The organism is Enterovibrio calviensis DSM 14347 (assembly GCF_000621165.1).
In the GTDB taxonomy this organism is placed as follows: domain Bacteria; phylum Pseudomonadota; class Gammaproteobacteria; order Enterobacterales; family Vibrionaceae; genus Enterovibrio; species Enterovibrio calviensis.
The window spans coordinates 25,664-42,304 of the sequence record NZ_KK211217.1 but is presented as its reverse complement, the minus strand read 5'-3'; the positions used below and the strand labels follow the sequence as shown (position 1 = coordinate 42,304).

Genomic DNA, 16,641 nt, shown 5'->3' with positions numbered 1-16,641 from the left:
ATAAAAAAGCACCGCCTGTTGGCAGTGCTTTGAGTTCAACTTATTGCGCCCTTATTTTACCGCTATGATGACGATTTAGCCGCGAGCGCAATAACGTCTGTGTTACGCAAGGTCACTTAACGCATCCATTGATGGCGCATAGAAATATGCCCCTGTCACTGGCGTGGTGAAACGCAACATCATGTCGGTTTTTCCGTCGCGTTCGCCAAACATGCTTTCTAGCATCGTCTTGTGAACATGCTGAGTATGACAATACGCTAGGAACAGCAACCCGTGATCGCCCGACACTGAGCCATAAGGTAAACTATGACGAACCATTTTTAGGCCTTTGCCATCTTCTTTAATATCGACACGACCTACGTGGGAAGTTGCTGGCACATCTTCCAACTCAATAGAGTCTGGTTTAGTACGACCAATCACTTTTTCTTGCTGTTTCACTGACAGCGGTTCCCATGCATTAAGACGATGCACATAGCGCTGCATCATCACCACACTGCCGCCAGCACACTCTCCATCTGCAATAATCGCCACTTCACGACGATCATCTTCGCCTTCAGGGTTTTCGGTACCATCAATGAAGCCCGTCATATCGCGAGAATCGAGGTAGCGGTATCCATAGGTCTCATCGACCACAGTCACGTCAGACGCGATATCAGAAAGGAATTTACGCAACATGAAGAAGTTCAAATCATGGCGAGTAGAGTGAGCGTGAAGCAAAATGTCACAATCAGTTGCAGGCGCTTGCGTATCGCCCTGCCCCAATGCGCGAAAATCGACAAACTCTTCTGGAGTAGCAATACCGTTCGCTTGGCAAAAAGCCGCTGAAAACGACACGGCAGCTTTTAGATCTGCGCCGGGTTGATTGGCATTAATTTCGTCAACCAGCGAGTGAATGACACGACATTGTTGCAATACAGCAGATGATGAACCAGTGACTTTCAGCACAGTGTAAAGTGCGAACGGCCCAGCATCGGCCACGATTGCTGGCTGAGAAACCGCCATTGTTACCTCCAGATAAATACAGAACGATCAGTTCATTATGTCTGATACGAAGAAAAGTCTAAGCATAATGCCAATATTTTACTATGACTTTGTCTCAGATCTGTAAAGGTACCTAAGAGGACGTTAAACGGACGTAATTTCTACTTTAAGTGAGGCAAATTCGTCCAATGACTCATTGCTGAAGTTAATGGATGCTGGCGTATTCAAACCGGCACAGACCACAGGCGACATAATGGTTCGCCATGCGCCATCGTCACATTGCTCTTGCACAACCAGTGAAATTCGCACTTCGTCAGCGGTCACTTCAAGCAGTTCGGCTTTTCCGACTACGGAGCCGTTTGGCATTCCATCATCAAATAAAATGGTTTCTTCGCCGGGGATTAGGGATACAGAGCTTTGCGCGCGGTGCTGCTTGCCTGCTCGGTCCATTTCAAAATTCACGTCGACTTGCCAATCTGCCATCGCCAACGGGCTTAACATGGCACTAAATAGGACAAGCCCTTTCTTCCACTCATTCATTTTTCTTCTCTTAAAATCGGGGCTTTAAACAAAAACTGAGTGCGACGGCTCTTAAACAAATAAATGACCAGCCAAAGCGCAATCAGTAAGGTCACTGCGCCGCTCCATTGGAACTGCCAGTGTAATATCATCAAATGCTTGATTTGCAGTATCAAGTCAGTAAAGAACGCAGTAATTAGCAGCGTTTTTCCCCAATGCCAAACCCTGTCGAAAAACGCAGGATAACGATGGAGGTTACCCGCCAGCAGCATCAATACGACGGCTGGGAACCCCACGCCTAAGCCTATATAAAGGGCGTTATGGCTCGGGTAGAACAGTGCAAGAAGATCTTGTCCCTGCTCTCGGCTTACGCCTGCAATAACAAAAACCAACCAAGACCGCGCTAAGAAAAGACAACTTAGCCAAAAAAGAAGGTTTGGCTTTGCATTGCCATGTTTGTCGTAGTAATCAGGTGATTGGTACAAATGCGTATTCATCTATGTGTGTTTTCTTTGGGGCTGGGAGTAATAAAACATTGTTCACAACCCGCAGCCACACTGTCTCAATATTCCAGGTTAGCGCAAAGTAGATGCACCAATAATTGCGGTGTAACGCAGTAAGTTTTACAACAAGATTCAAGCGGGTTCACAGTTAAGCACATTATGGCTTATCCCAATGTTACCGCGGTGCCACTTACACTCACCATCAACATACCACCATTGGGGCCAACCACTTCGTAATCAAGGTCAATGCCCACAACGGCATTGCCACCCGATTCAATGGCGCGTTCACGTAGCTCTTCAAATGCAATTTCTCGCGCTTTGGCTAACTCACGTTCATACGCTGCAGAACGACCACCGACGATATCGCGAATACTTGCGAAGATATCCTTAAAAATATTGGCACCCAATATGGCTTCACCCACCACGACACCGTGGTAGTGAGTGATATCTCGGCCTTGTACTGTTGGCGTTGTTGTTAAGATCATTTGTTTGCTTCCTTGTTTCTAATGCTAGACCTTTGACACATTTACCCGTTTTAGGTTTCGTGACATTTTGTTATCACAGTATAATTTCACTCATGCCCAATGTTGCTAGAAGAATGACAGACCATGACAAATACCCCTTCTTCCCCTGAAACTCAGCAAGAAGCCATGAAGATCGCCAAGGCCACTCAAAGACAGGGGCAATCTAAAGAAGAAACAAAATTAATTGCTCAAGGTATTGAGAAAGGCATTGCGCTATATAAGAAGCAACAAAAAGCCAAAGCCCGCGAACGAGATAAAGACAAAAAGAAACAGCAACGACAAAAGAACATCACTGCATCTCAAGCCGCTCACAATGTGACAGAGGTGCCAGAAGCCGAGTCTACGAGTAGCAGTAATCACCTGCCTTGGATATTGCTACTACTAAGCTGGATAGGATTTGTTGGCTATGTATTCATGACAAAAGCCTAATGCAACCAATCGCTGTGTTGCGAACAATACACAACGATTGAATATGCAGAATGAGAATAAATTGAGAGGGAACGATGAACAAAACACTTCTCGCGCTGATCAGTGGCGCAGTATTACTGATACTACAAGGGTGTGCACAAGGAGATGAATCTGTGAGTGATAAATCAAGAACGCCCTGTGGCGATAAACCAAATTGCGTTTCAACGGTAGATACCCGCGAGGAATATGCCATCGCCCCTTTCGAGCTAGCCTCAGACGACGTCACCATGCCACGAATCATTGACGTCGCACTCACATTGCCAGGCGCTCGTGTAGGCGCTCAAGAACCGGGCTATGCTCGCATTGAATACGTCAGCAAAATCATGCGCTTTGTCGATGACCTCGATCTTCGCATTGAAGATGGCACCTTAATGGTTCGCTCTGAATCTCGCGTGGGCTATTCTGATTTTGGTGTTAACCGTAAACGCACAGAAGCCCTACGTGCAGCACTGCAAGCTGAAGGTCTTATTAAGTAAATGGACATCAAGGCACTACATGGTCACTGCCAATCACTTATTGGCATTCGTCACGATGTAAAGTGGGGAGGTGTCGATGTCTACAGCGTTCATCAAACCAAGATGGTGTGCATCTTTTTTGACGACAGCAGAATGGCATGTAAAGTGCCTGATGACTTGTTTGTGATGATGGCAGAGATACCGGGGTGTCGTCCCGCGCCACATTTGGCTCGCGCCGGATGGATTGAGTTTAGCAGTGCATGCCCATTACCCACATCAGAACTGGAAAACATCATTAACCGTTCTTGGCATTTGGTGGTGGATAAATTGCCCAAGTATGTTCAAAGTGCCTTGCGCCCCGTGCTAGATAACGATATTCACACGCACAAAAAAACGCAGTGAACTGACTGCGTTTTTTCTATTAGCCTTCGAGGGTGCAAACGATATCTCTTTTGCGTTCCTCAACCCATTCTCGTTTGAAGGGTCCCCAATCAGTCAGGCGATAATAGCCATCGTTGTGGCGACGCCCATCTTGAATGAATGCCAATTCAATACCTAAACCCGCTAATGATTTGATCACGTCTTGAATGGTACGACGCGGCCAGCCTGTCGCTTCAATCAAACGCGGAACATTGGGGCGTTCCATTTCTTCTACCAAGAAAGCGAGATACAGTCTTCTTGCAAAAACCGGATTCAGTTCCATTGAGACCTCCTAATATGACTTCCCCCATTATTCAATGAATTGCAAATGAGGTATTGCGCTTGATCAATATGAACGCGCATTCACACGGGAGCACTCTCTCACTTAGACGTCTCTTCTGATACTAACGGCATTTCGCCACACCAAGCACCTTGAATAGCGTTAATCAAATTTTCAACTTTAGCATCACCAATGCGGTAATAAACAGATTGAGATTCTTTGCGCGTCGCCACTAATCCGGCTTGTCGCAAAACAGTCAAATGTTGTGAGAACGCTGACTGGCTTAACGCACTGTTTTGTAGAAGTGCAGAGACATTACGCTCGCCTTCTCTCAACTGGCACAGCACGAGCAGACGCTCTGGGTGCGACAAAATACGCAGCACTTTCGCAGCGTCCGTTGCTTGGTCAATCAACTCTTGTGTCACTTCCTTTCCTCACAACTGATTCATTACATTTAATTTAACTAAAGTGAATTGTATTAGTTTAATCTAAATTAGCAATTTTAATTATTGACCAGACTGTGTTTTGGGTTTGTCATGGGATCCCTGCACACGCCTTGCTTTCAAAACGTGGCAATGTCAATCTATCGCCAAAGACGACCAGCAAGAGGAAGCCGTCAATGACCACAGTGGTTTACGGGATAAAGAATTGTGACACCATTAAGAAAGCGCTGAAGTGGCTAGAGACGGAAGAGAAACCTTTCGCGTTTCACGACTACCGTAAAGATGGCATTGATCAAGACATGCTAAAACAGTTTGTTGAAGCATTAGGTTGGGAAGCGATGGTGAATAAACGTGGAACCACGTTCCGTGCACTGTCTGAAGAACAAAAAAATAATCTTGATGAGTCAAATGCCATCGCGCTGATGTTGGTTCAGCCTGCAATGATTAAACGTCCGTTGCTTGCACATGGTGGCCAATACTACCTTGGCTTCAAACCCGACGAATACGCGAACATTTTCGCAAAATAACATTTAAAAATAGATAGTAGAAAGGACACACTCCCCCATGACAGACAGTGCTGTATTGTCTTTGGCCAAGGATTTAATAGGCCGCCCTTCCGTCACCCCTATCGATGAAGGGTGCCAAGAACTTATGATCTCTCGCTTAGAAGCGATTGGTTTTTCTATCGAACGCTTAGTGTTTGAAGACACAACGAACCTTTGGGCACGCCGTGGCACAGAGGGTCCTTTGTTTGCCTTCGCCGGTCATACCGACGTGGTGCCGTCTGGCCCAGTTGAGCAATGGCATACACCACCTTTCGAACCCACCGTCATTGATGGCTACCTTCATGGTCGCGGCGCTGCCGACATGAAAGGGTCATTGGCTGCAATGGTCGTCGCCGCTGAACGTTTTGTGGCTGAAAACCCTGACCACAAAGGCTCTATCGCCTTTTTGATCACATCAGATGAAGAAGGCCCGTTCATCAATGGTACGACCCGCGTGGTAGACACCTTGGTCGAGCGTAACGAAATCATTGATATGTGTATTGTTGGCGAACCCTCAAGCACGCACGCCGTGGGCGATGTGGTGAAAAATGGCCGTCGCGGTTCGATCACTGGCGACGTCATAATCAAAGGGATCCAAGGCCACGTGGCTTACCCACAACTGGCGCGTAACCCAATTCACCAAGCCTTGCCTGCACTGGCTGAACTAGCGGCAACTCAATGGGACCAAGGTAACGCTTATTTCCCACCGACCAGTTTCCAAATCCCGAATGTGGCATCTGGCACAGGCGCAAGTAACGTTATTCCTGGTGATTTTCATGTGCAATTCAACCTACGTTTCAGCACTGAATCGACGGTTGATGACATCAAATCACGTATTCACTCGGTGCTTGATGCACACGGCCTCGAATACGATTTAGCATGGACATTTAGCGGACACCCTTTCCTTACGGATACGGGCACCTTGCTGGATGCCGTTGTTGAAGCGGTTGATGAAGTGAACCATCAGAAACCTGAACTGCTTACGACAGGCGGTACATCTGACGGTCGCTTTATCGCGCAAATGGGCACGCAGGTCATCGAACTTGGCCCTGTGAACGCAACCATCCACAAAGTGAATGAGTGTGTGAAAATTGCCGATTTAGAAAAGCTCACGGACATGTATCAAAAAGTCCTAGAGAAAGCGCTCGCCTAATGCCTTGGCGTGTTGCGTCGCTGACCGGTCAAACCCAAGAGCACCTTGTTTCTCATGGTGACTTCTTGCTGCATGCCGACGTGAAGGCGGATTTTATCCGCCTTCAAACCGCCGCGCAGGCTGTAGGGTTCAAGTTAACGATTGCCAGCAGCTTTCGAGACTTTGAACGTCAGCAACTGATTTGGAACAACAAGTTCACAGGCCTTAGACCGATCCTCGATGATACTGGTGCCGCGCTCGACCCTTCTCGCCTAAGCGATGAAGAAAAAGTACGCGCGATCCTTCGATGGTCAGCACTGCCCGGCGCAAGTCGACACCATTGGGGAACTGACATCGACGTGTATGCGACGAATCTTATGCCGCAAGATGTCTCTTTGCAGCTAGAGCCGTGGGAGTATCTCTCTGGCCATCAAGCGCCCCTTTTTACTTGGCTTGAAGAACACCTCGAGCAATACGGCTTTTACCTTCCTTATCGTGAAGACAAAGGCGGCGTGGCATTCGAACCTTGGCATATCAGCCACAAAGCGACCACGCAGGGATTGCTAGAACAACTCACACCACAAACCTTGAATTCAGTGATTGCGTCATCCGACATACAAGGGCGTGAAACTATCCTTCCCATGTTGAATTGGATATATTCACAGTACATTTCTAATGTGTGTGAGGCCTGATCATGGATTTTCTAACCAACCCTTATGTGATTATTTTCATTGTGGTCGCGGTAGTGGTCAGTAACATCATGGCGCTCAAGTACACCGCAAATGCGAAGTTTGGGATGAAGCAAAAACCCAAAACTGACGACGCCAATAAACCCAATGAAGAACAGAAAAAAACAACGCAACCCAACAAAGAGGATGACGAAGACGACAAGTCATCTTTTTGGTAAGCCCTGACTTCATTCATTTATTTTCAGTTCCAATGACAAGAGCGACGCCAACGTCGCTTTCTTCTTGCCCATCCACCAGCAAAAACCTGCATTTTATTTTTTTAGGCAAACGTTTGCTTTTTCTCTAACAGCGAGTAAAGACTTCTTGGTATGATGCGTGTCAAATGGATGGTAAGCGCAAGGAATTCCCGCTCCCTGCCATCTTCTGTGTGCCGTTCAACAACAGATAGGAATGTCTCAATGAGCCTCGCGGATCAAGTTCTCGCCGTTAACGACGATCTTCCCATTCGTACCCACCAGCCAGTCCACAGCGGAAAAGTCCGCTCCGTTTATTGGTTAACAGAAGCTGATAGCCAACGCCTTATTCAAGAAAAAGGCTACGATGTGGCTCCCGATGCACCGCTCGCGATCATGGTCATCAGTGACCGTATTTCCGCGTTTGATTGTATCTGGCATGCGGAAGGCGGCCTAAAAGGCGTTCCGGGTAAAGGCGCTGCACTCAACGCCATTTCGAACCATTGGTTCAAACTGTTTAAAGAAAATGGTTTAGCTGACAGCCATATTCTCGACATTCCCCACCCGTTCGTTTGGATCGTTCAAAAAGCCAAGCCTGTTAAAATTGAGGCCATTTGCCGCAAGTACATCACAGGATCGATGTGGCGCTCTTATGCCAAAGGCGAACGTGAATTCTGTGGTATCGCAATGCCGGAAGGCTTAGAAAAAGACAAAGCCTTGCCAGAGCTGTTGATCACGCCATCCACCAAAGGGATTTTGAAAGGGATTCCCGGTGTGCCTGAAGCTGATGATGTGAACATCACCCGTCAGAACATCGAAGATAACTTTGCGGCGTTCAATTTCTCGTCTGCAGATGATATTGCTCTTTACGAAACCTACCTAAAAGAAGGCTTTGGCGTTATTAGTAACGCGCTTGATGCTGTTGGCCAAACCTTCGTGGATACCAAATTTGAGTTCGGCTACGTCTCCGACGCATCAGGGCAAGAAAAGTTGATTTACATGGATGAAGTGGGCACACCTGATTCATCACGTATTTGGGATACGGCAGAATACGAAGCAGGCAATATTGTCGAAAACTCGAAAGAAGGGTTTCGTCAGTTCTTACTGGGTTATTTCCCAGATCCCGATATCTTGCTGAACAAAGAGCGTATGCCAGAGCGTGAAGCCTTGGCCCGTGACAACGCATTGCCTGTCGACGCCTTAATGGATATTTCACGCACCTATATTGGCATCGCCGAGAAAATTATCGGTCAGCCAATCCACTTGAGCGAGAATCCTAAGCAAGAAATTATCGATATCCTGCGCAAAGACTATGGCCTGATTGACTGATTGACTGATTCCGTCGGTATCAAGGCTCAAGAATCAGATTTCGAGACAAAAAAGAGGACGCCTTAGCGTCCTCTTTTCATTTCAACGACATCAATCACTGGTAACTAGACAGATAACCAACTAGTTACGGTTTAATCGCTCTACCGCTGCCACAAGTGCAGGGCTAAGGTTCGCCAGTTGCTCTTCAGGAACAGGCTTACCTGAACTATCAGTGACGTTAATCGACGTTCGGTTACCCAAATCGCCCAACTGAATGTTGTAGTTTTTACGCTCTAGCTGCAGAGGTTGAACACCTAAATCTTGCCAGAACTCATCATCCTGCTCTTTTAGTGCAACGCTCAACGTACCTTGAGAACGGTTACGCTCTTCAATCGTAAAGCCAAGCTGACCTAGAATGTTCGGGAAACGCTCCCAGAATACATCATAAGGTGCACGTGCAATGATGACAGGCAGTCCGCTGCGGTCTTTGCCCAAGCTGATAGGAATATTCTTCACCAACTCTTGTGCTTTAAGACGCGCTTCTTCACGCAACTCTTCATCGTAGCGAGCAGCAATCAGATTGGTCATCTGCGCGTTGTAACGAGAACGAGAGGACAAGCTTAAGTTCTCAGCCTGCCCATTGCGCTTCCATTCCACCATTTCGATGCGGAAACCTTCACGAGCACGCTCTTTTTGTTGTGTGAGAAGGTAGCGGCTTTCAATCACTTCCTCGTCGTCTTCAATGCTCCACACAACCCAATCGGTTTCAATGCTGCCAGGGGAAACATTGCGAACTGGAACTTGAGGGCCTGAAGCCATCTCTTCAATGGATTGCCACAGGTGAGCAGCTTGCTCCGGTCTAGGCATCCAAACAGAAACACCTTCAGCATCCTGCTCATAACGAGCACCAGGGATAAGCTCAAGAATTTGCTGGGGAGGACGAATATCGATATCACGACCTACTGGGCCATCAAAGTCACGATCAGGAATGCGATAGGCACCAGAAAACTCTGGCACCTGATCGGGCAACAGCTGCCACTGAGTCATAGGCTGAGTATTGAGATACTCGAAATCATCGGACGCTTGACGTCGTTTGTCCGCACTTGAACAAGCCGCCAAAGAGGCAACCAGTACACCACTCAAGGCGAGTTTAAAAACAGGTTTCATTGTATCTCCAGAGAAGCGTTACAGCACACCAGCGTCAATCAATGCCTGTTTAACCTTAGGCTGCAACGCAGTGTTGAGCGGGGTTAACGGCAGACGCAGTGTTCCATCCGCAATAAGGCCCATTTCATGCAGTGCCCATTTAACCGGAATTGGGTTCGCTTCTACAAACAGATCAGTATGAAGAGGCATGATCTTTTCATTGATTGAGCGCGCTTCATCAAGCTCACCCGCCAATGCCAATTTGATCATTTTTGCCATTTGCGCAGCAGCAATGTTATTCGATACCGAAATAACACCTTGTCCACCCGCAGCAACGAAATCCAGTCCAGTTAAATCATCACCACTTAAAAGGACAAAATCTTCGCCACAAAGTTCACGGTGAACACGCACGCGGTCTAAATCGCCAGTTGCATCTTTAATGCCGACGATGTTTTCGAATTCAGATAAACGCGCAACCGTTTCTGGCAACATGTCAGCGACAGTACGCCCCGGTACGTTATACAGGATTTGCGGGAGTTCAGTGGATTCAGAAATCGCTTTGAAGTGTTGGAATAACCCTTCTTGAGACGGTTTGTTGTAGTAAGGCACGACGCTCAAACAACCCGCAATACCAGAACCTGCAAACATCTTGCTGAAGGTAATGGCTTCATGTGTTGCATTTGCACCTGTTCCTGCAATCACAGGGATGCGTCCGTCTGCGAATTCTAGCGTCTTCAGAACAATCTTGATGTGCTCTTCCACGGTGACGGTTGCAGATTCACCTGTTGTACCCACAGAAACGATTGCATCTGTGCCAGCATCAACATGAAAATCTACGAGATTTTTCAAACTGGTATAGTCAACTTCACCAGAGCTATCCATCGGCGTGACCAATGCCACGATACTTCCTGAAAACATTTCCTTCTCCAAAAATGCGTTTTGTCCCATGGTACTTTTGGCGACCTGCAAAAACAAGCGCCGAGACCGCGCCTAAACGCTGGCTTTGCGCGGTTGATCACCACGAAAATGAACGATATTGTCCTGACTACCGTAATGTTGATTGCCAAATCTGTCTGAACGCATCAAAAAGCGTTATTTTGGCTGAAATATCATCAATGAGACAAATTGAACGGCCGCAGGTGCCTACACCACCAAGAAAGGTGTAGGCTTGCGTCCAAATGCATTTTTTCATACAAAAATGTATTCGCTTAACACGTGACTATTTTCAATTAAGGAAGACTTATGCAAATGCTGACTGCCGGTGCTGCCGCACCAGAATTTACGCTTCAAGATCAAAACGGCGAAATGGTGTCGCTGAGTCAGTTCAAAGGGAAAAACAAAGTTCTGGTTTATTTCTACCCAAAGGCAATGACACCAGGTTGTATTACTCAAGCTTGCTCACTGCGCGACAGTAAAAGTGAGTTAGAAGCGCTAAATACCGTGGTACTCGGCCTAAGCCCTGATCCGGTAAAAAAACTAAAAGGCTTTGAAGAAAAGAAAGAACTGAACTTCACCCTTTTGAGCGATGAAGACCATGCTGTTGCAGATGCCTTTGGCGTCTGGGGCCCGAAAAAATTCATGGGCAGAGAGTTTGATGGCATTCACCGCATCAGTTTCCTCATTGGTGAAGATGGCAACGTTGAGCACGTGTTCAACAAATTCAAAACCAAAGATCACCATGACGTGGTTATCAACTACCTCAAAGGCGAGTAATCTGCTCGCTAAGGCGGGTAACAACGGCACACATGGTGCACACCCATACTTGTCGCAATAAGCAGATTCACCAAACAAATAAGAAGCGCTTGATGATATTCATTAAGCGCTTTTTTTCGCGGCTCGGTTTCAGAAGCGTTCAGGTTGCTTGGGTATCTCTACTGCTCGATGATGTAGTGATCACTTAAAACCAACCACTCAGTCACGGCTTTGTTGAACGCGCTTATTTTGCTGGGCGTCACTCGCCGGTTGGCATATATCAAACTGAGGTGGTGCGCTTTTACCGATACATCAGGAAGAACGTGTACCAATTCGCCTTTCTCGATGAATGCTTCGACTTGATAGTAAGGCAAGCTTGCGATTCCCATACCCTGTAGCGCTAACTCCAACATGGAATGATAGGTGCTGCTACTGATGTTTCCTTTTGATTTGATAGAGTACTCTTGATTCCCCTCAATCAATATCAGGGTGTTCCATGCATCGTTTTGATTGTTGAGAATAAACTGACGTTCTCGAAGGTCGTTAACACACGTGATTTGCGATTTTTCATCATAGTCTTTGCTACAAACAAGGACATTTCGTATATACCCAAGTCGCTTTTGAATGACATCATTAGGCAAAGCTTCATAGGCGCGAAACGCGATATCGTAGTCACCAAACTCGACGTCTTTCAATTGAGGGCCAAAGTCGAGAATAAACCTTACCGTCGGGTATTGTTTGCTAAAAGTGGAGATGACATGACGGCACAAGGCGCGACCAAACTCAAAGGGCGCTGTAATTTTTAGGTCGCCACTTATCTCATCAGTAAGACCTTTGATGCGAACTTCAGCTTCAAAGGCTAATCGTTGAATTTGTTTCGCTTTTTCATAGAGTTCCTTTCCAGCTTCTGTCGGCGCGACAGTGCGCGTTGTTCGGTGCAACAATCGAACATTCAGTGATTCTTCCAATCGCTTAATGTGTCGAGAAACCAATCCCTTAGAAACATCTAATATATCTGCCGCTTTAGTGACGCTTCGTTCTTCAGTGACAACCAGAAACGTCTGCAAGTAAACAAGGTTCATATTATTAGCGCTATTTAGTAAACAGTGAATTTATTAGCTGTTGTTTCTCTCATTTAGTCAAGCGACTAGTCTTTTCACAACTTGATGCCCGAGCTAAGCGGCTTGGGTGCTTGGGTGCTTGGGTGCTTGGGTATAAAGGCAATGTTTGTAACGTCGCATCAAGAGATAACGATGAGAAGAGGGAAATAAAAATGAAGTTACGTGTTTATTCTTTAGCTATTGCAACAATGAGTTTGTTTTTCGGCGTGTTCTCAAATGCCTTCGCGGCGACGCCAGTAGACGTCGATATTTTCAATGGTGAAACCGCGACCGTGAATTCGTACCTGTTTTCAAACGGTGAATCACTGGTGGTGATGGATTTACAACGCTCAACCGACGAAGCCAAAAAGCTGAGTGAAGTGATTAAAGCGAAGAAATTACCGCTTACGCATTTACTGATCAGTCATGGTCACCCTGATCACTACATTGGGATGGATTGGCTGCTCAAAGAGTTTCCTGATGCAAAAGTGGTGGTTGCGAATGAAGACATCAAAAAAGACATCATTGGATTCTCTACTTGGATGGAAAGCGTGGGTTGGTTAGATGCAGAGCCTGCTCTTAAGCCAAAGTCAGATAAAAACCCAAATGGCTTTGATTACGAAAATAACATCTCAGTGCTTTCTGGCGAGACATTGTCATTGGTGGGTGGCGGTGAGCTTGCTCTGACGACACAGTACCTTCCTATGGAAGCGGAGCACATCACTACTGTCTATGTTGAAGACATCAATGGCCTATTTACGTCTGACTTTGGTTACAACAAAGTCCATCTATGGATGGGACAAGGCGTCACGAATGCACACGTTAACAACTGGAAGACGCAACTGGCAGAGTTGAAAGAACGCTACACTGAGCTAAACCCGACGGTTTACCCAGGGCACGGCGCACCTTCAGATATCGGTCTGTTTTCCGCCATGATCACTTACATTGATGATTTCCAAAAAATCACAGCGACCGCGGCCTCAAAAGAAGAGGCGATGGCCGAAATGGAAAAACGCTATCCAGAGTACAAAGAAGCAGGCTTCTTATTGAAAAACAGTGTCGATTTCCACATGCAACACTGAGCGATTAAGCCCGCATGATTCACCCCATAAAACGCAAAAAGCCTGCTGTTCGCAGGCTTTTTCTTTCAATCAAGGTCGACAACGGTTTACTGTTGAGGAAACGGTAACGCTAACGCATCCGGATAATCACGGTTGATCGCTAAGCGGCGCGCTTTCTCTACAATCGCATCGCTATCCAAAGAAACGGTTAGCGGCAACGTCGGGTTTTCCCACCCTGCAGGCAATGAAATCCAGCCATGCTGCTCACAATGTGCAAGGATACGATCTGCGGCTTGCAGCGCGGATGACGCTTTTACCAATTCGACACGCGCATAACGCTCACCTTCAAACGTCGCATCGGCAGCACGAAGGCTTGGGTCTTCACCTGGGATTTGTTGTGCGCCACAAAGCGGCTTTCCACCAACTTCAGCATGTTCAAACTCAGGCAACCACTGGCTGAAGTGAGAAATAGCGCGCTCGGTACGTTCACGGATTTCTGTCCACTCCCAACCACCGCCAGCTTTCGCCACCATGTGCTGCGGCAAATTTGGCTGCGCTGATGCCTCTGTGCTCGCCACCAGCCCGCCATCAAACAAGGTTATGTCGTGTGTCATGCCATGCAACTGCACAAAGCCGTTTGCATAAGGGGTTAACTGCGCCATACCTTGTGGTGTGCCACGATCGCCATGCACGATAACTTCTGGCCACATTCCAGGCTGGGATGGCCAGTGAGCCACATAGGCCGCTTTGTACTCCACCCATCGTTTACGTGAAAATGATGCAAGGTCATCCACTTTCCCCGTGCGGAAGCCGCAGGCATTAATGACAAAGTCGACATCATGAACCTGAGAGGCGCCATCTCTATCTGTTGACTCAATTCGCCAGCCCTCAGTCAGCGGCTCAATCTGGGTGATCGTGTTATTCAGGTGAACGCGACAGTTCTGAGATTGCTCCAATCCTAGCGCTGCAGTCGCTGCTAAGCGAAATACACTCAGGCCATATTCTTGCACCACCACCAATGGGAACTTGAACTTGTCATGTGGCATGTATTTCGCCACTGGGATAAGCCAATCATCAGGTGTTTGTGGATTGTCCGGCAGTGACTGTTGAGCGAGTCGCGCTAAATCGTGCTTGTCGTAGAGTGTGAAATATTGTTCAGGATGCCCCAACACTTCATTGTCTGCATCTTGCTCAATCAATGTTTTGTAGTGAAGTGTCAGTTGCTCAAGCCGCTTCAGAATAGTGTCGGGCTCGCCTGCGTCTGAGGTCGGAATCGCTATCACGGTAGGACGACGGTTTACCGTATCAGGGTAAGCACGCACAGTCGCAATGGATTGCTCAAGCAACGCAATACATTGCTCGTCAGAAATTTCACGGTATAAGTTACCACCCGCGTGAAGGTGACAAATCGGTGGACCGCTGACTAAGCTATCACCCGCTTCAAACAACAGCGTTTCAATACCAAGCCCTGCCATTTTCAGTGCTGCCGTTGCACCTGCAACGCCACCACCAACAATACCTACCCTAAAAGGCGCTGCCGATGTCGCCAACTCAGCTTGCTCACTACCCACCACGATCGAAATTCTCGCTTCAAAAATATATAAAGTATCAATTTGCAACGTTTGCAAAAAAGAAGAGACCCTAAAGGCCTCTTGTCATTACTGAATTCATGACGTTACGGATCATTTTAGTTTGAAGTTTCAGACACTGCATCATCTTCGAGATCGTGTGATGGCAATGCATTCCACACGGCTTTGACCAATGTCGCGAGAGGGATGGCAAAAAACACCCCCCAAAAGCCCCAGAATCCGCCAAATACCAACACGGCCACAATAATCGCAACAGGGTGAAGGTTCACCGCTTCTGAGAACAGGACAGGAACTAAAACATTACCATCCAGTGCTTGGATAATGCCGTATGCAAGCATCAAATAGCCAAGTTCAGGGCTGATGCCCCACTGGAACAACGCCACCATGAAAATCGGCAGCGTCACTGCTGCTGCGCCGATATAAGGAATGAGTACCGACAAACCCGTCGCGACGCTTAACAGAGCTGCATAGCGCAAATCTAACAACGCGAAAGTAATGTAACTCGCGATGCCAACAATGATGATTTCAGTCACTTTGCCACGAATATAATTTGAAATTTGCTCATTCATCTCACTCGCGACACGATTCGTGAGTTTTCGGTTTCGAGGCAAAAACGTACTAAAAGATGCCAGCATTTCATCGCGATCTTTCAGCAAAAAGAACAGTAACAGCGGTACCAAGATCAAATAAACGGCAAGCGTAGCTAGGCTCACCAAAGAGGCAAGAGACCCTTTGACTGCCGTTTCGCCCAAGCCAAGAACACGACTTTGAAGCGTATCGAGAAACGCAGTCACCATCTCTGGCTGAATAAGATCAGGGTAAGCTTCTGGTAGATGAGAGATATAGAACTGAAAATCGTTAAACATTGTCGGGATGTCGGCGATCAAATTAATCACCTGAGTCCAAATCGTGGGGACTAAGCCAAAACAGGCAAGCAACATGAATCCCACAAAAAGAGTCAGCACCAAAATGACGGACATCACCCGAGGGAGACCGAAAGACACCATTTTCGACACTGGCCATTCCAACAAATACGCCAACACAATCGCCACCAACAACGGAGCCAGCAAATTGCCGAAGAAGTAAATGACCACAAAGCCCATGATAAGTAATGTGATCAAACTGACCGCATGTGGATCTGAAAACCGTCTTTTGTACCAACGGTTAAGCATTTCTAACATGTAAATTCCCGTTTAAAGTTTGGTGACGTAAAACACCGTCGCACCAGACACAACGCTTTGCTCAAAATCAAACCCATTGCTATTTAAGTAGCGGGGAATATCCTTCACTGTACCGCTGTCCAACACGTATAGCGCTAATTGCTCTCCCTGCCCCAATTTTGCACAGGCTCTTTTGGCCATAAGCAACGCCATAGGACAGCGATGCTCACGCAAATCAAGGGATTGAATTTCCATTCTTTCTCACTGATCGCTATTATCGACCGCATTGTATACTTAAACGGCGCGGAGATGTAGTTCAGGTAACCTCGTGCTTCGTTAAGCGACACAGAACCTCTCTACAAGTTTGCTGTCTACCTATAAGATTTCGCACCC

Annotated in this window: 22 protein-coding genes; 10 read left to right on the top strand and 12 right to left on the bottom strand. The window is 47.1% G+C overall.

Annotated elements, in window-relative coordinates; translation table 11 throughout:
• Positions 1-102 precede the first annotated feature (102 nt).
• The 4 genes from Q365_RS0118380 to Q365_RS0118365 form a co-directional block, all read right to left on the bottom strand.
• Positions 103-1,002 carry a Dyp-type peroxidase gene (locus tag Q365_RS0118380; RefSeq protein ID WP_028024711.1) on the bottom strand — a complete coding sequence of 300 codons (900 nt, stop codon included), beginning with the start codon at positions 1,000-1,002 and terminating at the stop codon, positions 103-105.
• Between the two features lie 123 nt (positions 1,003-1,125).
• Complete coding sequence (locus tag Q365_RS0118375) at positions 1,126-1,521, bottom strand: hypothetical protein (RefSeq protein WP_028024710.1); 396 nt, start codon at positions 1,519-1,521, stop codon at positions 1,126-1,128.
• Entirely contained in the window at positions 1,518-1,997 is a 480-nt protein-coding gene (locus Q365_RS0118370) for a DUF2919 domain-containing protein (RefSeq protein WP_028024709.1), read from the bottom strand. Before Q365_RS0118370 ends, Q365_RS0118375 begins: the two co-directional genes overlap by 4 nt.
• Positions 1,998-2,167: 170 nt before the next feature.
• Positions 2,168-2,488, bottom strand: coding sequence for a heavy metal-binding domain-containing protein (locus Q365_RS0118365; RefSeq protein ID WP_028024708.1), 321 nt, complete (start codon positions 2,486-2,488; stop codon positions 2,168-2,170).
• Between the two features lie 123 nt (positions 2,489-2,611).
• Between Q365_RS0118365 and Q365_RS0118360 the strand changes: the two genes are divergently transcribed.
• The 3 genes from Q365_RS0118360 (at position 2,612) to Q365_RS0118350 (ending at position 3,852) form a co-directional block, all read left to right on the top strand.
• The gene (locus tag Q365_RS0118360) at positions 2,612-2,956 is read left to right on the top strand and encodes a DUF2956 domain-containing protein (RefSeq protein ID WP_028024707.1); all 345 of its coding nucleotides are present in this window, start codon (positions 2,612-2,614) and stop codon (positions 2,954-2,956) included.
• Positions 2,957-3,030: 74 nt separating this feature from the next.
• Complete coding sequence (locus tag Q365_RS0118355) at positions 3,031-3,471, top strand: DUF1499 domain-containing protein (protein ID WP_028024706.1); 441 nt, start codon at positions 3,031-3,033, stop codon at positions 3,469-3,471.
• Complete coding sequence (locus Q365_RS0118350; protein ID WP_028024705.1) at positions 3,472-3,852, top strand: MmcQ/YjbR family DNA-binding protein; 381 nt, start codon at positions 3,472-3,474, stop codon at positions 3,850-3,852.
• Positions 3,853-3,871: 19 nt separating this feature from the next.
• On the opposite strand, the gene Q365_RS0118345 is transcribed toward Q365_RS0118350, so the two are convergent.
• Both Q365_RS0118345 and Q365_RS0118340 read right to left on the bottom strand, forming a co-directional pair.
• On the bottom strand, positions 3,872-4,153 hold the full coding sequence (locus Q365_RS0118345; RefSeq protein WP_028024704.1) for a winged helix-turn-helix domain-containing protein: 282 nt from the start codon (positions 4,151-4,153) through the stop codon (positions 3,872-3,874).
• A 98-nt stretch (positions 4,154-4,251) separates the two neighbouring features.
• The gene (locus Q365_RS0118340; RefSeq protein WP_028024703.1) at positions 4,252-4,575 is read right to left on the bottom strand and encodes an ArsR/SmtB family transcription factor; all 324 of its coding nucleotides are present in this window, start codon (positions 4,573-4,575) and stop codon (positions 4,252-4,254) included.
• A 194-nt stretch (positions 4,576-4,769) separates the two neighbouring features.
• Between Q365_RS0118340 and Q365_RS0118335 the strand changes: the two genes are divergently transcribed.
• The 5 genes from Q365_RS0118335 (at position 4,770) to Q365_RS0118315 (ending at position 8,521) form a co-directional block, all read left to right on the top strand.
• Positions 4,770-5,120, top strand: coding sequence for an ArsC family reductase (locus Q365_RS0118335; RefSeq protein WP_028024702.1), 351 nt, complete (start codon positions 4,770-4,772; stop codon positions 5,118-5,120).
• Positions 5,121-5,157: 37 nt separating this feature from the next.
• Positions 5,158-6,291, top strand: a complete 1,134-nt coding sequence (gene dapE / locus Q365_RS0118330; protein WP_028024701.1) for a succinyl-diaminopimelate desuccinylase — start codon at positions 5,158-5,160, stop codon at positions 6,289-6,291.
• Complete coding sequence (locus Q365_RS0118325; RefSeq protein ID WP_028024700.1) at positions 6,291-6,962, top strand: M15 family metallopeptidase; 672 nt, start codon at positions 6,291-6,293, stop codon at positions 6,960-6,962. The genes dapE and Q365_RS0118325 overlap by 1 nt, the downstream gene beginning before the upstream one ends.
• A gap of 2 nt (positions 6,963-6,964) precedes the next feature.
• Positions 6,965-7,177: a DUF2897 family protein gene (locus tag Q365_RS0118320; RefSeq protein WP_028024699.1), complete on the top strand. Its 213-nt coding sequence runs from the start codon at positions 6,965-6,967 to the stop codon at positions 7,175-7,177.
• A 240-nt stretch (positions 7,178-7,417) separates the two neighbouring features.
• Positions 7,418-8,521 (top strand): phosphoribosylaminoimidazolesuccinocarboxamide synthase, encoded by a 1,104-nt coding sequence (locus Q365_RS0118315; protein ID WP_028024698.1) that lies wholly within the window; start codon positions 7,418-7,420, stop codon positions 8,519-8,521.
• 120 nt (positions 8,522-8,641) lie between these two features.
• Here the strand turns inward: Q365_RS0118315 and bamC are convergent, their stop codons facing one another.
• Both bamC and dapA read right to left on the bottom strand, forming a co-directional pair.
• Positions 8,642-9,667, bottom strand: a complete 1,026-nt coding sequence (gene bamC, locus Q365_RS0118310; protein WP_028024697.1) for an outer membrane protein assembly factor BamC — start codon at positions 9,665-9,667, stop codon at positions 8,642-8,644.
• A gap of 18 nt (positions 9,668-9,685) precedes the next feature.
• Positions 9,686-10,564 (bottom strand): 4-hydroxy-tetrahydrodipicolinate synthase, encoded by an 879-nt coding sequence (gene dapA, locus Q365_RS0118305; RefSeq protein WP_028024696.1) that lies wholly within the window; start codon positions 10,562-10,564, stop codon positions 9,686-9,688.
• Positions 10,565-10,888: 324 nt separating this feature from the next.
• Here dapA and bcp point away from each other — a divergent pair, with 324 nt between their 5' ends.
• Positions 10,889-11,359: a thioredoxin-dependent thiol peroxidase gene (gene bcp / locus Q365_RS0118300; RefSeq protein WP_028024695.1), complete on the top strand. Its 471-nt coding sequence runs from the start codon at positions 10,889-10,891 to the stop codon at positions 11,357-11,359.
• A gap of 158 nt (positions 11,360-11,517) precedes the next feature.
• Here the strand turns inward: bcp and Q365_RS0118295 are convergent, their stop codons facing one another.
• Positions 11,518-12,420 carry a LysR family transcriptional regulator gene (locus Q365_RS0118295; protein WP_028024694.1) on the bottom strand — a complete coding sequence of 301 codons (903 nt, stop codon included), beginning with the start codon at positions 12,418-12,420 and terminating at the stop codon, positions 11,518-11,520.
• A 191-nt stretch (positions 12,421-12,611) separates the two neighbouring features.
• Here Q365_RS0118295 and Q365_RS25845 point away from each other — a divergent pair, with 191 nt between their 5' ends.
• Positions 12,612-13,520: an MBL fold metallo-hydrolase gene (locus tag Q365_RS25845; RefSeq protein ID WP_051563824.1), complete on the top strand. Its 909-nt coding sequence runs from the start codon at positions 12,612-12,614 to the stop codon at positions 13,518-13,520.
• 86 nt (positions 13,521-13,606) lie between these two features.
• On the opposite strand, the gene Q365_RS0118285 is transcribed toward Q365_RS25845, so the two are convergent.
• The 3 genes from Q365_RS0118285 to Q365_RS0118275 all read right to left on the bottom strand — a co-directional run bounded on the left by Q365_RS0118285 (position 13,607) and on the right by Q365_RS0118275 (position 16,503).
• Positions 13,607-15,070, bottom strand: a complete 1,464-nt coding sequence (locus Q365_RS0118285; RefSeq protein ID WP_028024693.1) for an FAD-dependent oxidoreductase — start codon at positions 15,068-15,070, stop codon at positions 13,607-13,609.
• Between the two features lie 116 nt (positions 15,071-15,186).
• Entirely contained in the window at positions 15,187-16,269 is a 1,083-nt protein-coding gene (locus Q365_RS0118280; RefSeq protein WP_028024692.1) for an AI-2E family transporter, read from the bottom strand.
• A gap of 12 nt (positions 16,270-16,281) precedes the next feature.
• Complete coding sequence (locus Q365_RS0118275; protein ID WP_028024691.1) at positions 16,282-16,503, bottom strand: sulfurtransferase TusA family protein; 222 nt, start codon at positions 16,501-16,503, stop codon at positions 16,282-16,284.
• Positions 16,504-16,641: the final 138 nt, after the last annotated feature.

Coding starts and splice junctions, on each gene's coding strand:
- Q365_RS0118380 (WP_028024711.1), bottom strand. CDS start 1,002: ATGGCGGTTTCTCAGCCAGCAATCGTGGCCGATGCTGGGCCGTTCGCA.
- Q365_RS0118375 (WP_028024710.1), bottom strand. CDS start 1,521: ATGAATGAGTGGAAGAAAGGGCTTGTCCTATTTAGTGCCATGTTAAGC.
- Q365_RS0118370 (WP_028024709.1), bottom strand. CDS start 1,997: ATGAATACGCATTTGTACCAATCACCTGATTACTACGACAAACATGGC.
- Q365_RS0118365 (WP_028024708.1), bottom strand. CDS start 2,488: ATGATCTTAACAACAACGCCAACAGTACAAGGCCGAGATATCACTCAC.
- Q365_RS0118360 (WP_028024707.1), top strand. CDS start 2,612: ATGACAAATACCCCTTCTTCCCCTGAAACTCAGCAAGAAGCCATGAAG.
- Q365_RS0118355 (WP_028024706.1), top strand. CDS start 3,031: ATGAACAAAACACTTCTCGCGCTGATCAGTGGCGCAGTATTACTGATA.
- Q365_RS0118350 (WP_028024705.1), top strand. CDS start 3,472: ATGGACATCAAGGCACTACATGGTCACTGCCAATCACTTATTGGCATT.
- Q365_RS0118345 (WP_028024704.1), bottom strand. CDS start 4,153: ATGGAACTGAATCCGGTTTTTGCAAGAAGACTGTATCTCGCTTTCTTG.
- Q365_RS0118335 (WP_028024702.1), top strand. CDS start 4,770: ATGACCACAGTGGTTTACGGGATAAAGAATTGTGACACCATTAAGAAA.
- dapE (WP_028024701.1), top strand. CDS start 5,158: ATGACAGACAGTGCTGTATTGTCTTTGGCCAAGGATTTAATAGGCCGC.
- Q365_RS0118325 (WP_028024700.1), top strand. CDS start 6,291: ATGCCTTGGCGTGTTGCGTCGCTGACCGGTCAAACCCAAGAGCACCTT.
- Q365_RS0118320 (WP_028024699.1), top strand. CDS start 6,965: ATGGATTTTCTAACCAACCCTTATGTGATTATTTTCATTGTGGTCGCG.
- Q365_RS0118315 (WP_028024698.1), top strand. CDS start 7,418: ATGAGCCTCGCGGATCAAGTTCTCGCCGTTAACGACGATCTTCCCATT.
- bamC (WP_028024697.1), bottom strand. CDS start 9,667: ATGAAACCTGTTTTTAAACTCGCCTTGAGTGGTGTACTGGTTGCCTCT.
- dapA (WP_028024696.1), bottom strand. CDS start 10,564: ATGTTTTCAGGAAGTATCGTGGCATTGGTCACGCCGATGGATAGCTCT.
- bcp (WP_028024695.1), top strand. CDS start 10,889: ATGCAAATGCTGACTGCCGGTGCTGCCGCACCAGAATTTACGCTTCAA.
- Q365_RS0118295 (WP_028024694.1), bottom strand. CDS start 12,420: ATGAACCTTGTTTACTTGCAGACGTTTCTGGTTGTCACTGAAGAACGA.
- Q365_RS25845 (WP_051563824.1), top strand. CDS start 12,612: ATGAAGTTACGTGTTTATTCTTTAGCTATTGCAACAATGAGTTTGTTT.
- Q365_RS0118280 (WP_028024692.1), bottom strand. CDS start 16,269: ATGTTAGAAATGCTTAACCGTTGGTACAAAAGACGGTTTTCAGATCCA.
- Q365_RS0118275 (WP_028024691.1), bottom strand. CDS start 16,503: ATGGAAATTCAATCCCTTGATTTGCGTGAGCATCGCTGTCCTATGGCG.